The following is a 14,841-nucleotide window of genomic DNA, read 5'->3' on the forward strand; positions in this document are numbered from 1 at the left end:
ACCCTGAAGGGCGAACCGGTCCCCTTCCTCAACGAACTGGAGTGGATCGACGGCCGCATCTGGGCCAACGTCTACATGACCGACCAGCTCGTCATCATCGACCCGGCAACGGGCCGCGTCGAAGGGGTGGTCGACCTCACGGGGCTGCTGCCCGACGGGGAGCGCACCCCCTCGACCGACGTGCTGAACGGCATAGCCTGGGACCCCGCCTCCAAACGCCTCTTCGTCACGGGCAAGAACTGGAGCAAACTCTTCGAAATAGAGATCATCGAACAATGATACCCGCAGAAACGAAAAACAAGACGCTGCAAGCGCTGCTCGAGCACCGCATCCTGCTGCTCGACGGCGGATTCGGCACCATGGTCCAGAGTTACGGACTCGACGAGGCGGCCTACCGCGGCGAGCGCTTCCGCACGTGGGAGGTGCAACTCAAGGGTTGCAACGACCTGCTGGTGCTGACCCGCCCGGAGGTGGTACGCGAAATCCACGAAAAATACCTGGCGGCCGGCGCCGACATCATCGAAACCGATTCGTTCAACGCCAATGCCGTCTCGCTGGCCGACTACCGGCTCGAGGGGTTGGCCCGCGAGATCTCGCGCGCGGCCGCCGAGGTGGCGCGCGCGGCGGCCGACGCCTTCACGGCGCGCAACCCGCAGAAACCGCGGTTCGTTGCCGGGTCGATGGGCCCGACGAACCGCACGGCCTCGATGTCGGCCGACGTGGCCAACCCCGCAGCCCGCGAGGTGACCTTCCGCCAGCTGGTCGACGCCTACACCGACCAGGCCCGCGGACTGGTGGAGGGCGGAGTCGACGTGCTGCTCGTCGAGACCGTGTTCGACACGCTCAACGCCAAGGCGGCCCTCTACGCCATCGACCGCCTGTGTGAAGAACTCGGGCGGCAGATCCCGGTGATGGTCTCCGGGACGCTCTCCGATGCCAGCGGCCGCACCCTCTCGGGACAGACCGTCGAGGCCTTCGCCGCGTCGCTCTCCCACGCGCGGCTGCTGTCGATCGGCCTGAACTGCGGCTTCGGGGCCCGGCAGCTGATGCCCTACCTCGAACGGTTGGCCAAGGTGGCCCAGACCCGCATCTCGGCTCACCCGAACGCCGGACTGCCCAACGTCATGGGCGGTTACGACGAGACCCCGGCGATGTTTGCCGAGGATCTGGGCGAGTACATGCGCCGCGGACTGGTCAACATCGTCGGCGGCTGCTGCGGAACCACTCCGGCCCACATCTTCGAACTCTCGAAAATCGTCGACCAATATACCCCGCGTCCGCTGCCCGAGACGCGCCACGAAACGGTGCTCGCCGGGCTCGAACCGCTGCGGGTGGTCCCCGAGGCGAACTTCATCAACATCGGCGAGCGGACGAACGTCGCCGGCTCGGCCCGCTTTGCGCGGCTCATCCGCGAGGGCAACTACGAAGAGGCCCTCTCGGTGGCCCGGGCGCAGGTCGAGGCCGGAGCGCAGGTGGTCGACGTCTGCATGGACGACGGCATGATCGACGGCGTGGAGGCCATGCGCACGTTCCTCAACCTGATGGCCGCGGAGCCCGAAATCGCCCGCGTGCCGGTGATGATCGACTCGTCGAAGTGGGAGGTGCTCATCGCCGGCCTCGAGGTCGTGCAGGGCAAGTCGGTGGTCAACTCCATCTCGCTGAAGGAGGGCGAGGCGGAGTTCCTGCGGCGTGCGGCCGAAATCCACCGCTACGGAGCCGCCGCCGTGGTGATGCTCTTCGACGAGCGCGGGCAGGCCGACACCTGCGAACGCAAGATCGAGGTGGCGCAGCGCGCCTACCGCCTGCTGACCGACAACGGATTCCCGGCCGAGGATATCATCTTCGACCCCAACATACTGGCCGTGGCGACGGGTATTCCCGAACACGACGGCTACGCCAAGGCCTTCATCGACGCCACACGCTGGATCAAGGAGCACCTGCCCTGGGCGAAGGTCTCGGGCGGGGTGTCGAACCTCTCGTTCGCCTTCCGCGGCAACAACGCCGTGCGCGAGGCGATGCACTCGGCCTTCCTCTACCATGCGATCCGCGCCGGAATGGACATGGGGATCGTCAACCCGCAGATGCTGCGCGTCTACAGCCAGATCGAGCCCGAACTGCTCGAACGGGTCGAGGACGTGCTGCTGTGCCGCCGGCCCGATGCCTCGGAACGCCTCACGGAGTATGCCCATCAGGTGCAGCAGACGGCGCAGCAGGAGCCGCAGCAGGCCGATGCCTGGCGCAGCGGCACGCTCCGCGAACGCATCGACTACGCCATGCTCAAGGGCGTTGCCGACCACATCGAGGAGGATGCGCTGGAGGCCTACCGCGAACTGGACAGCCCGATGGCGGTGATCGACCGGCTGCTGATGCCCGCCATGGAGCAGGTCGGCGAACTCTTCGGTGCGGGGAAGATGTTCCTGCCGCAGGTCGTGAAGACGGCCCGCGTGATGAAGCGCGCCGTGGCGGTGCTGACCCCCTACATCGAGCAGGGGGCCGCCACCACGACCCACTCGGCCGGCAAGGTACTGGTGGCCACGGTGAAGGGCGACGTCCACGACATCGGCAAGAACATCGTCTCGGTGGTGATGGCCTGCAACGGCTACGAGATCCGCGATCTGGGCGTCATGGTCGAGGCCGAACGCATCGTCGACGAGGCGGTGGCGTGGGGGGCGCAGGTCATCGGGCTGAGCGGACTGATCACCCCGTCGCTCGACGAGATGGCCCACATCTGCGAGGAGCTCGAACGGCGCGGATTGCGCATTCCGGTAATCATCGGCGGCGCCACGACGTCGGATCTCCATACGGCCGTGAAGATCGCCCCGGTCTACTCGGGGGCGGTCATCCACTCGGCCAACGCCAGCCAGAACACGCAGATCCTGGCCCGGCTGCTGGGCAACCGTTCCGAGGCCTATGTCGAAGAGGTGAAGCAGCAGCAGGCCGCGCTGCGCGAGGAGTATGCCCGCAAACTCCGCCAGCGCGATCTGATTCCGATCGTCGAGGTGCACAAGGCGCGCCGCGGGCTGCCGCCTCACGAACCCGTCAAGCCGCTCCACACGGGGCGTCTGGTCTTCCCCGACTTCGACATCTCGGATGCCGAGCCCTTCATCGACTGGAACTTCTTCTTCCCGGCCTGGGGGCTCAAGGGTCGCTATCCGGAGATCCTCGACCACCCCGAGAAGGGTCCCGAGGCTCGCAAGCTCTTCGACGATGCCCAGGCGCTGCTGAAGCGGATCCGCGAGGAGCATCTGCTGACGCTGCAGGGGGTTGTGGGGATCTTCCCGGCCCGCTCGGAGCGCGACGACATCCTCATCACGGACACCAAGGGGCGTGAAAAACGGCTCTCGATGCTGCGCAACCAGACGCGCGGCGAGGAGAACCAGTCGCTGGCCGACCGGATCGCCCCGCAGAACGACTGGATCGGCTGCTTTGCGCTGACGGCCGGCATCGGACTCAAGGAGCTCGAGGAGCGCTTCCGCAAGGAGGCCGACGACTACTCGGCCATCCTGTCGAAGCTGCTGGCCGACCGGCTGACCGAGGCCTTCGGCGAGGCGGTGCACACCTTCGTACGGCGCCAGATGTGGGGCTACGAGACCGAGGGCGGCATCGACCCGCAGCAGATCATCCGCGGCCACTACCGCGGCTGCCGCGTGGCCTTCGGCTACCCCTCGGCGCCCGACCACTCGCTCAAGCGCGAGGTCTTCGACCTGCTGGCCGTCGAAACGACGACCGGCATGCGCCTGACGGAGAACTGGATGATCAATCCGGGTGAGGCGATCTGCGGACTGATGTTCGCTGACGGCGGGGACTTCTCCGTCGGGACGATCGACACCAAGCAGCTGCTCGACTATGCGCGCCGCCGCGGCATGGAGGTCGAGCAGATCAAGAAACTCATTCCCAACAATCTCTGACACAGCCATGAACGTAGTCGATATCATCCGCGAAGCCATCGCCACGAAGCGCACGCGCTTCGCCTTCGAACTCCTGCCGCCGCTCAAGGGCGACGGCAGCCAGAAGATCTTCGCCGCCATCGAGCCGCTGATGCCCTACCGCCCGGCCTACATCAACATCACGTTCCACCGCGAGGCTATCAAGGAGACCGTACGCGAGGACGGCAGCATCGAGTGGCACGTCGTGCGGCGGCGCCCCGGCACGGTCGGCATCTCGGCGGCCATCCAGCAGCGCTACGGCGTGGAGGTGGTTCCGCACCTGATCTGCGGCGGGCTGTCGAAATACGACATCGAGGACACGCTCATCGACATGGACTTCCTCGGACTGCACAACGTGCTGGCGCTGCGCGGCGACAAGTCGCAGAACGAACGCCGCTTCATGCCCCATCCGCAGGGCCATGCCCATGCCATCGACCTGGTGCGGCAGATCGACGACATGAACCACGGCCGCTTCATCGACGGCGAGGTCGAGGAGTGCCACCACTCGAAATTCTCGATCGGCGTGGCCGGCTACCCCGAGGTCCACTTCGAGGCGCGCGACATCACCTCGGACATCGCCCACCTGAAGGCCAAGATCGACGCCGGCGCCGAGTATGTCATCACGCAGCTCTTTTTCGACAACCGCAAGTACTTCGACTTCGTGCGCCGCTGCCGCGAGGCGGGGATCACCGTACCGATCATCCCCGGATTGAAACCGCTGTCGACGCCCCGCCATCTGGAGGTGCTGCCCGAGACGTTCCACGTCTCGATCCCCGAGGAGCTGGCCCGCGAGGTGAAGGCCCACCCCGAAAACGCCCGCGAGATCGGCACCGAATGGGCCATCGCCCAGAGCCGCGAACTGATGGCCGCCGGCGTCCCGGTGCTGCACTATTATACAATGAGCCGCACAACAAACATTCAGAAGATCGTTTCGGCGCTCTTCTGATCAAAGAGGGGGGGGGTGCGTCCGGGCCGGGAAACAGACCTGACCGCCCTCCCGCCCCGAAAGGAGAACAACGCGGAGTCACGCACCGGGCGGACGATTCGTCCGGGGAGCGGCCTCCGACAAGCTATTTTCTTTCAAAGGTTATATGGAAAGTAACAAGGAGATAACCCCCGTCGAATTCCGACGCCATCTGCACGCCCATCCCGAACTCTCGTTCCAGGAGCAGGAGACGGCCCGTTATATCGAAGAGCGGCTCGATGCGCTGGGGATCGCTCATCGACGCGTGGCCGGGACCGGCGTCCTGGCTTCGATCCGCGGATCGAAAAGTGTGGCCGACGACCGCCGCGCCGTCGTGCTGCGGGCCGACATCGACGCCCTGCCGATCGACGAACAGAACGACTGTACGTGGCATTCGCAGCGTCGCGGCGTGATGCATGCCTGCGGCCACGACATGCATGCCGCCGTCCTCTACGGCGTGCTGCAGCGCATGGCCGCCCGGCCCGACTTCCGCGGTACGCTCTTCGGGCTCTTCCAGCCCGGCGAGGAGTGCAACCCGGGCGGCGCATCGCTCGTGCTGGCCGAAAAGCCCTTCGAGGGGTATGACATCCGCGCCGTGGTGGGCGAACACGTCGATGCGCAGCTCGAGGTCGGCAGCTTCGGATTTCGAGCCGGAAAGTACATGGCCTCGAGCGACGAACTGCGGCTGCGGATCCACGGAACGGGCGGCCACGGCGCCATGCGCCAGCTGCTGAAGGACCCCGTGGCCGCCGGAGCCGAACTGCTCACGCGGCTGGTAGCCCTCAACGGCGAGGAGTGCGTGCTGTCGATCGGCCGCGTCGAGGCCCTCGGCGCCACGAACATCGTCCCCGACGAGGTCTACATGGAGGGGACGCTGCGCACGTTCGACGAACGCCAGCGCAAGATCCTCCACCAGCGCATCGCCAACATCGCCGCCGAGATCGATGCGCGCCGCGGCGTGAAGACCCGCGTGGACATCAGCCACGGCTACCCGTGCGTGGTCAACGACGAGATCCTCGTCAAACTGGCCGTGGCCATCGCCCGCCACGAAGGGTGCCACATCGAGATGCTTCCGCTGCGGACCACGGCCGAGGATTTCGGCTTCTACTGCCGGGAGTATCCATCGCTCTTCTACCGCCTCGGGGTCGGCGCCGCGGCCGGACGCTCCCACACGGCGACGTTCCTTCCCGACGAGGGGGCTATCGAACCGGGCATCGCCTTCATGCACGAACTGGCCCTGCGGATTCTCGAAAAATAAAGACACACGATATGAACAAGAGACAACAACGGACCCCGAAAGAGAGGGCCAAAAACAAGCGATCGGCCCGTGAAGAGATCATTCTTCACATGTTCCGCGATTTTCCCAACACGCAGTTCACGCTCAAATACCTGGCATCGGTCTCGGGCGGAGCCTCGAAGGAGGGGCGCCGCGAGACGTTCGAGATCCTCAGCCGGCTGTTCGACGAGGGGATCGTCGAGGAGTGCTCGCGCGAAAAGTACCGCCTCTCGCAACAGCACCGCCCGCTCTACGAGGGTGTGGCCAGCATGACGCAGTCGGGAGCCGTCTACGTCGAGGTCGAGGGGCAGGAGGAGGATATCTTCGTCAACCCGCGCAACACGGCCAATGCGCTGGACGGTGACCGCGTCGAGGTGGCCGTCATCCACCGCGGCCGCAACGGCAAGTTCGAGGGCGAGGTGACGCGCATCCTCGAACGGTGTCACAAGCCCTACGTCGGCGTGGCCGAGGTTGGCGCCCACCAGATCTTCGTCAGGGCCGACTCGCGCCGCATGCCGATGGACATCTACCTCTCGAAACGCGCCTATCCCGACGTGCGCGACGGCGAGAAGGTCGTCGTGCGCATTGTCGACTGGCAGCCCGGCAGCAAGAGCCCCGTGGGCGAACTGGTCGAGCGGCTGGGCATCGCCGGCAACAACGATACGGAGATGCACGCCATCCTGGCCGAATACGAGCTCCCCTACCGCTTCGAACCCGAAATCGAGGAGGCGGCCAAGGCCATCGACGGCAGCATCACGGCCCGTGAGATCGCCAGCCGGCGCGACTTCCGCCAGGTGGTGACCTTCACGGTCGACCCGGCCGACGCCAAGGACTTCGACGACGCCCTCTCGGTCCGCAAGGTGCGCGACGGCGTCTGGGAGATCGGCGTCCACATCGCCGACGTCACCCACTACGTCAAGCCCCACTCGGTGCTCGACGACGAGGCCGTCGAACGCGGCACGTCGGTCTATCTGGTCGACCGCACCGTTCCGATGCTCCCCGAGCGCCTCTCGAACGAGCTCTGCTCGCTGCGGCCCAACGAGACGAGCCTCTGCTTCTCGGCCGTCTTCACGATGAACGAGAACCTGGAGATCCTCGACGAGTGGTTCGGCCGCACGGTGATCCACTCCGACCGCCGCTTCACCTACGCCGAGGCGCAGGAGGTGATCGAGACCGGCCGGGGCGACTACGCCGAGGAGATCCTCACGCTCAACCGCCTGGCCCAGGCCATGCGGGCCCAGCGTTTCAAGAACGGCGCCATCGCCTTCGAACGCGAGGAGGTGAAGTTCAAGCTCGACGAGAGCGGCAAGCCGCTGGGCGTCTATTTCAAGGAGCAGAAGGAGTCGAACCAGATGATCGAGGAGTTCATGCTGCTGGCCAACCGGCGCGTGGCCGAATTCTGCGCCCATCGCCGCAACGACAAGGGGCGCGCCGTGCCCCGCACGATGGTCTTCCGCGTCCACGACTCGCCCAGCGAGGAGAAGCTCGACCGCTTCCGGCAGTTCATCCTCCGCTTCGGCCACATCTTCAAGGCCTCGAAGGGACGCGCCGTGGCCCGGGAGATGAACAAACTTCTCAAGCAGGTCAAGGGTTCAACCGAGGAGAACGCCGTCACGACGATGGCCGTGCGCTCGATGGCCAAGGCCTACTACTCGACCGACAACATCGGCCACTACGGTCTGGCCTTCCCCTACTACACGCACTTCACCTCACCGATCCGCCGCTATCCCGACATGATGGTCCACCGGCTGCTGGCCCGCTACCTCGAGGGCGGCAAGTCGGTACCGAAGGATCCCGTCGAGGAGCTCTGCGTGCGGGCATCGGAGCGCGAGGTGATCGCCGCCGAGGCCGAACGCGCCTCGATCAAGTACAAGATGGTCGAGTTCATGAAGGAGCACATCGGCGAGGAGTTCGACGGCCACGTCTCGGGACTCACCGAATGGGGCATCTACGTCGAACTGGACGAGACCCACATCGAGGGCATGTCCTCCCTGCGCGATATTCCGGGCGACTTCTTCCTCTTCGACGAACAGCAGTACGAGGTGATCGGGCGCTCGACCGGCATCAAGCTGACGCTGGGCAGCCCCGTGCGGATCCGCGTCAAGCGGGCCGACCTGCAGAAGCGCCAGCTCGACTTCGAGCTGCTGCTGCCCGGACTGCCGAACCGCCGCTCCGGATCGTCCGACGACCGCAGCCGCGGCAAGGGCAAAGGCAAGGCCTCTGACAAAGGTTCAGGGCCGAAGGTGAGCCACTCCTCGCGCCGCCGCGGCCGGTAATTCCGGAGGGGGGGGGCTGGTATCGTGCGCGGACGCACGTATGTGGGGAGTCGTAAAGGACGCCCGTATGAGAGAGTCGCACATGGGCACACGTACGAGGGTGTCGCGCATGGGGCTCGTATGAGAGTGTCATCCGCATTGCCACAATTGGGATGCCCGCACCTCACCGCCCAGCCGGCCCGCCGATGCTCCCCCCCCCGCCCGCCGATTCCGCCTCTGCCCGCCGATGCTCCCTCCCGCCCGCCGATTCCGCCTCTGTCCGCGGGTTCTGCCCCGGCGTGCCGATTCTGCCCCCCCAACACGTAAAAAGCCCCGTCCGAAATGGACGAGGCTTTTTTGCATCGCGGGAATGCGCCTCCTTAGAAGAGATTCACGCCGTCGAGCGTGGCGATCAGGAAGGTGGCGGCAACCGACAGAATGGCGTACAGCTCCGGGAAGGCGGCCAGAATCAGCGTCTTACCCATCACGTCGTGACCGTTTCCGATGGCGGCGATACCGTTGGCGCAGATCTTCGCCTGATAGATCGACGAAGCCAGATTGACGATACCGACCAGAATACCGGCACCCAGAATGGCTGCGCCCTGCGTCATCGTCGGGTTGGTCAGTCCGCCCTGCACGAGGAAGAAGCAGACGAAGCCGTAGAGGCCCTGCGAACCGGGGAGCGCCGAGAGGATCATGTAGCTACCGAAGGCGTCGCCGTTCTTCTTCATGGCACCGACCGAAGCCATGCCTGCGATGGCCGTTCCGATGGAGGATGCGATGCCCGCCAGGCCCACCATCAACGCTACGCCGACGTAAGCCATTACCAATGCTGTTGTTGTTTCCATAGTGTTTTGAAAAGTTTTTGATTATTGTTTTGTTTATTCGTTTGTCTTGTCCATTTTGCGGATGGGGTCGAACGACCGCGAGGCCATCTCGAAGCCGGCGTTCTTGAAGAACTCCACGAAGGTGAGTCGCATCGGGTGAACGAATGACGAGATGGTCGACATGAAGAGGTTGATGCCGTGGCCGATCAGCAGGATCGGAATCATCACCAGCAGCCGCACCACGATGTTGGCGCCCTCGGGGACGAAGCCCTCGGCCAGCGTATTGAAGACCAGTGCCAGCACACCGCCCGACAGTCCGATGGCGAACAGACGGATGTACGACAGCACGTCGCTCAGCAGGCCGGTGATGTTGTTGTAGAGATCCCACAGTCCGGCTCCGACGTTAACGAGCGGATTGCGCCGCGGGTTGTTGAGCACCAGCAGCAGCACACCGCCGATTCCCAGCGCCACGTAGAAGGCCACCGACCCGGACGTGAAGCCCGGAATCGTGATCCCGGCCATGGGCAGCGCCACGGCCAGCGAGCACGAGACGAGGATGATGAACCATCCCAACTGCCCGAAGGCGTGCGTGATGCCGAAGCAGCGCGTCGTCGTCCAGATGTTGAGCGCCATGCCGAAAAGGATCTGCACCAGACCGATCACCAGCGAGATGATGAAGAACTTGCCCTGGAAGTCGAAGAACGGGATCGAGGGGAAGTACTCGTTGAGGCTCAGACCGAAGAACGAGCCGCAGATGGCGCCGAAGACGACCGTCGTCAGGGCGCACAGCGTGGCGAACCACGCGGCGCGGCGCATCATGCCCGGCTCGCGGAACTTGTGCAGCATGAAGAGTCCCGCGGCCAGCAATACCAGACCGTATCCGGCATCGTTCAGACAGATGCCGAAGAAGAGCATGTAGAACGGCGCGAAGAAGGGCGTCAGATCCAGCGTGCCGTACTTCGGCCGGGCGTAGAGGTCGCCGATCATCTCGAAGATCCGCGCAAAGCGGTTGTTCTTCAGCTTGACGGGCGTATCGTCCTCGGGCGTCGGATCGCTCTTGAGCCAGACGACATTGGGGTACGCCTCGAGCAGCGCGTCGACCTTCGCCGAGGTTTCGGTCTCGGCCCACCCCTCCATGATCACCAGCGAGCCGTCGGCTTCGTGCCGGGCCGTCGCCTCGACGCGCACGCCCTGCAGCCGCTCCCTGAGTTCGGCGGCATACTGTGCCAGCAGCTCTTCGGAGGCCGCCACGCGGGCAAATTCCGCGTCGAGCGCCGACAGACGCTCCCGCTCGGCCGCCAGACGGCGCTCCGCCTCGCGGATATCCATCTGAGGGGTCTTCATCTCCTGGGCGTCGATGGCCACCTCCTCACCCGGAGCCGTCACCACGACGAACCATACCGCAGCATCCGTGCGCGAGATCTCCGAGAGCGTATAGCTGTCCGCCCACTCCTCCTTCATCTTGTCGAACGTACTGCGCTGCACCGAGAAATAACGCAGCACAACGCCGTCGGCCGCCAGCTGCGCCGTGCGCTCCGCATCGAACGCGCCCCACGGACGCAACTCGTCGGCCGCCTTCTCCAGCCGTGCGATCTCCGTGCGGATGGCGGTTGCTTCGCGCTGCGCCGCGGCATAGTGTTCGTAGGCCTCGCGCCCCGAGGCAAAGGGTTCGCCGCGCAGGGCATCGTGGCTTCTGTCGGCGCGGAACGCCTTGAGGAACTCCGCGGCCTTCGTGCAACCCTCGATGTCGAGCAGCAGCTGCCGGTCCTCCTCCGAGGGTTCCCACCCCGTGGTGGTGATGTCCACCAGCCCGAGCTCACGCAGCCGGGCGATGAAATCCCCGCTCTGTGCCGCATAGAGCACAAAGTCGTATTTCGACATTCTGGCTATCATAGCAGAGCGCCCTCCCCGGCAGCCTGTTGTTTGTTTTTGACGATCTTCTGGGCCGATTTCGAAAGGTTCTCCTCGTCCTCCATGAAGCGCTTGATCTTGCGGATGGCATCCTCATAGCCCGGGATCTGCACCTTTTCGTAGAGATTCACCTTCTGCGTGGTCTTGCGGCGGGCGAAATCCAGCAGCTCCATGCGCCGCACATAGACCTCGTATTCGAGGCCCAGGCGTGCCAGCCGCTTGAGGATCCCCACCCCGTCGGCAAACCACGCCGGCGAGGAGAAGAGGTCGTAGGCCTTCTCCTCGAAGCGGACCCCCTCCAGCTCGGGGATGCGGACACCGGCGATCTTGCGCTCGGCCAGATCCACATCCGCAATGCGGAGCAGGTCACTGTCAAACTCTCCCCACAACGACACCATGTAGTCGTACTCGGCCTTCAGGGCTTCGAGCTGCCGACGGTAGTCGCCTGCGGAGTCCTTCGCCTTCTTCACCTCGGAACGCAGCGCCGACTCCTTGCTCTTGATCGTCGGAAGGGCCTTCTGCCGCATTTTCAGCTGCTTACCGAGTTCGCCCAGCGAGGTCTTGTTGTATTGGAACTTGATGGCCATCTTCTTTTACGCCTCCTTCCAGTATTTCCTGATGAGTTCCTCCTTGATGGCGACCTCCTCCTTCGAGAAGTACTTCGCAAAGAGGCTCCACGCCGTGTCGAGCATCTCCGTGATGCCGATGTTGACGTCGATCGCCAGCAGTTTTTCCGAGTAGTCGCGGGCGAATTTCAGGGCCCGTTCGTCGTAGTCCGACAGGTCGAAACCGTTTTCGAGCTTCGTCTTGGCGTTGGCTGCGTCGGCATACAGACGCACGCAGGCGTTCATCACCTGCGGATGGTCCTCACGCGTCTTCTTGCCGATGACCAACTGCTTCAGACGCGACAGCGAACGGAACGGGTCGACGATCACCTTGCCCGTATCCGAATCGTTGCGCAGGAACAACTGACCCTCCGTAATGTAACCCGTGTTGTCGGGCACAGCGTGCGTGATGTCGCCGCCCGAAAGGGTCGTCACGGCGATGATGGTGATCGAACCGCCGTTGGGCAGCTGCACGGCCTTCTCGTAGATCTTCGCCAGATCCGAATAGAGCGATCCGGGCATCGAGTCCTTCGAGGGGATCTGGTCCATACGGTTCGAGACGATGGCCAGGGCATCGGCGTAGAGCGTCATGTCCGTCAACAGCACCAGCACCTTCTCGCCCTTGTCGACGGCGAAGTATTCGGCCGCCGTCAGCGCCATGTCCGGGACAAGCAGACGCTCGACCGGCGGATTCTCCGTCGTGTTGACGAACGAGACGATGCGGTCCAGCGCACCGGCATTCTCGAAGACTGACTTGAAGTAGAGGAAGTCGTCGTTCGTCAGACCCATGCCGCCCAGGATGATCTTGTCGGCCTTGGCACGCAGGGCCACGTTGGCCATCACGGCGTTGTAGGGCTGGTCCGGGTCGGCGAAGAAGGGGATCTTCTGGCCCGTGACGATCGTGTTGTTGAGGTCGATGCCGGCGATACCCGTTGCGATGAGCTCCGAGGGCTGGATACGCTTGAAGGGGTTGACCGTCGGGCCGCCGATCTCGCGGGCCTCGCCCTCGACGATCTCACCGCCCTCGAGCGGTTCGCCGTAGGCGTTGAAGAAGCGCCCGGCCAGGGCGTCCGAAACTCGCAACTTCGGCGGTTCGCCGTGGAAGATGACCTCCGAATCGGTCGCGAGGCCCTCGGTGCCGGCGAAAACCTGAAGCGTCACGTTCTCGCCCATAATCTTCACCACCTGGGCCAGTTTGCCGCCCACGGTGGCCAGTTCGTCGTTGCCGACCCCCTGGGCCCGGAGCGTCACCGTGGCCTTGGTGATGTTGTCAATGCGGGTATATATCTTCTGAAATGCGCGTGTTGTCATGGCTTAGTTGTTTTTTTCACTCACATACTCTTCGATCTGTCGTTTGTAGTTCTCGAACTTCTCCGACTTCCACTCCGAGTAGTTCATCTGGCGGAAGAGGTTGATCAACCCCTTGAAGAACTGCGAGCACTCCTCGAAATCCGCAAACGAGAAGGTCTTGCGGCAGATCCCCAGCACCATCTCGTACATCATCTTCTGACGCTCGATCGGGCAGTTGGCGTCGATGTCGTCGAAGGCATCCTGTTGCAGGATCACGAAGTCGATCAGCTCCGACTTCCAGAACCGCTCGTGGTACTCCACCGGCACGCCGTCGTCACCCAGGATGTTGATCTGGTCGTTGGCCTCCTTGCCCCGCTGCACGATCGTCTTGCCCGCATACACGAGGTCCACCCAGTCCTTCTCGATGTGTTCGTCGAGGTATTCGCGGATCTCGGGGTATTCGAGGTACTTCGAGTAGGAGTCCAGCGGGTCGATGGCCGGGTAGCGCTTCGAGTCGGCGCGGCCCTGCGACAGGGCGTAGAAGCAGCGCGCAGCCTTCTTCGTCGACTCCGTGACCGGCTCTTTCAGGTTACCGCCCGCCGGCGACACCGTGCCGAGGAACGTCACCGAACCCGTCCGGCCGTTCGAGAGCTTCACCAGACCGGCCCGCGAATAGAAGTTCGAGATGATCGCCGAAAGGTCCATCGGGAAGGCGTCCTGTCCCGGAAGCTCTTCCAGACGGTTCGACATCTCGCGCAGCGCCTGCGCCCAACGCGACGTCGAGTCGGCCATGACCAGCACTTTCAGACCCATCGAACGGTAGTACTCGCCGATCGTCATGCCCGTGTAGACCGAAGCCTCACGAGCCGCAACCGGCATGTTCGACGTGTTGCAGATGATGATCGTGCGCTCCATGAGCTTGTGACCCGTGCGCGGGTCGACCAGTTCGGGGAACTCCTTGAAGATCTCCACCACCTCGTTGGCGCGCTCGCCGCACGCCACCATGATGATCACGTCGGCATCGGCCTGCTTCGAAATCGCGTGCTGCAACACCGTCTTGCCGGCGCCGAACGGCCCCGGGATGAAGCCCGTACCGCCTTCGGCCATCGGGTTGAAGGTGTCGATCGCACGCACGCCCGTCTCCATCACGCGCGACGGACGCGGCTTCTCCGTATAGCAGCGCACGGCCTGCTTGACGGGCCACTTCTGCACCATCGTGATCGCGTGCTCCGCGCCCTCGGCGTCGGTCACCACGGCGATCGTGTCCGTGACCTTGTATTTTCCGGCCTTCGCCACGCTCTTGACCGTATAGCTCTCCGTCATCGCGAACGGAACCATGATCTTGTGCATGACCCACTGCTCCTTGACCTCGCCCAGCCACGACGCGGCCGAAACCTTGTCGCCCGCCTGGGCCAGCGGCGTGAACTCCCACTCGGCGTCGAAATCCACCGGGTCGGTGATCGAACCGCGCGCAATGAACAGACCCTCCATCTTTTCGAGGTCGTTCTGCAAACCGTCGTAGTTGCGCGACAGCAGTCCCGGCGCCAGCGTCACTTCGAGCATGTGTCCCTCGAACTCGACCCGGTCGCCGATCTTCAAGCCGCGCGTGCTGTCAAAAACCTGCACATAGGCCGAATCGCCCATGACCTTGATGACCTCGGCCATCATTTTCGTATCTCCCGCCCATACGTGGCAGATCTCGTTCTGGCCCACAGGTCCGTCGGCCTTGACGATCACGATGTTGGAGATGATACCGTTTACACGTCCCGTAGTTTTCATGGTATCGT

General features: G+C 64.1%; 10 protein-coding genes. 5 read left to right on the forward strand and 5 right to left on the reverse strand.

Annotation, left to right across the window (positions count from 1 at the left end):
* The 5 genes from PUQ42_RS01775 to rnr all read left to right on the forward strand — a co-directional run.
* Positions 1 to 279 (forward strand): glutaminyl-peptide cyclotransferase (locus tag PUQ42_RS01775; RefSeq protein WP_273370403.1); only part of this gene is annotated, 279 nt, incomplete at its 5' end.
* A complete protein-coding gene (gene metH, locus PUQ42_RS01780; protein ID WP_273370405.1) occupies positions 276 to 3,908 on the forward strand; it encodes a methionine synthase in 3,633 nt (1,210 codons plus the stop codon). The genes PUQ42_RS01775 and metH, both read left to right, overlap by 4 nt.
* Before the next feature lie 7 nt (positions 3,909 to 3,915).
* Positions 3,916 to 4,872 (forward strand): methylenetetrahydrofolate reductase, encoded by a 957-nt coding sequence (locus PUQ42_RS01785; protein ID WP_273370408.1) that lies wholly within the window; start codon positions 3,916 to 3,918, stop codon positions 4,870 to 4,872.
* A gap of 163 nt (positions 4,873 to 5,035) precedes the next feature.
* On the forward strand, positions 5,036 to 6,148 hold the full coding sequence (locus PUQ42_RS01790; RefSeq protein WP_122121622.1) for a M20 family metallopeptidase: 1,113 nt from the start codon (positions 5,036 to 5,038) through the stop codon (positions 6,146 to 6,148).
* Positions 6,149 to 6,159: 11 nt separating this feature from the next.
* Positions 6,160 to 8,442, forward strand: a complete 2,283-nt coding sequence (gene rnr / locus PUQ42_RS01795; protein WP_273370411.1) for a ribonuclease R — start codon at positions 6,160 to 6,162, stop codon at positions 8,440 to 8,442.
* Positions 8,443 to 8,801: 359 nt separating this feature from the next.
* On the opposite strand, the gene PUQ42_RS01800 is transcribed toward rnr, so the two are convergent.
* Genes PUQ42_RS01800 through PUQ42_RS01820 form a run of 5 tightly spaced genes read right to left on the reverse strand, consistent with a single transcriptional unit; the run spans position 8,802 to position 14,833 of the window.
* The gene (locus tag PUQ42_RS01800) at positions 8,802 to 9,245 is read right to left on the reverse strand and encodes an ATPase (RefSeq protein WP_087310922.1); all 444 of its coding nucleotides are present in this window, start codon (positions 9,243 to 9,245) and stop codon (positions 8,802 to 8,804) included.
* Between the two features lie 57 nt (positions 9,246 to 9,302).
* On the reverse strand, positions 9,303 to 11,141 hold the full coding sequence (locus PUQ42_RS01805; RefSeq protein WP_273370415.1) for a V-type ATP synthase subunit I: 1,839 nt from the start codon (positions 11,139 to 11,141) through the stop codon (positions 9,303 to 9,305).
* Positions 11,138 to 11,746 carry a V-type ATP synthase subunit D gene (locus PUQ42_RS01810; protein WP_087310920.1) on the reverse strand — a complete coding sequence of 203 codons (609 nt, stop codon included), beginning with the start codon at positions 11,744 to 11,746 and terminating at the stop codon, positions 11,138 to 11,140. Before PUQ42_RS01810 ends, PUQ42_RS01805 begins: the two co-directional genes overlap by 4 nt.
* A gap of 6 nt (positions 11,747 to 11,752) precedes the next feature.
* Entirely contained in the window at positions 11,753 to 13,075 is a 1,323-nt protein-coding gene (locus tag PUQ42_RS01815) for a V-type ATP synthase subunit B (protein WP_087310919.1), read from the reverse strand.
* 3 nt (positions 13,076 to 13,078) lie between these two features.
* A complete protein-coding gene (locus tag PUQ42_RS01820; protein WP_273370421.1) occupies positions 13,079 to 14,833 on the reverse strand; it encodes a V-type ATP synthase subunit A in 1,755 nt (584 codons plus the stop codon).
* Positions 14,834 to 14,841: the final 8 nt, after the last annotated feature.

The organism is Alistipes megaguti (genome assembly GCF_944320325.1).
In the GTDB taxonomy this organism is placed as follows: Bacteria; Bacteroidota; Bacteroidia; order Bacteroidales; family Rikenellaceae; genus Alistipes; species Alistipes megaguti.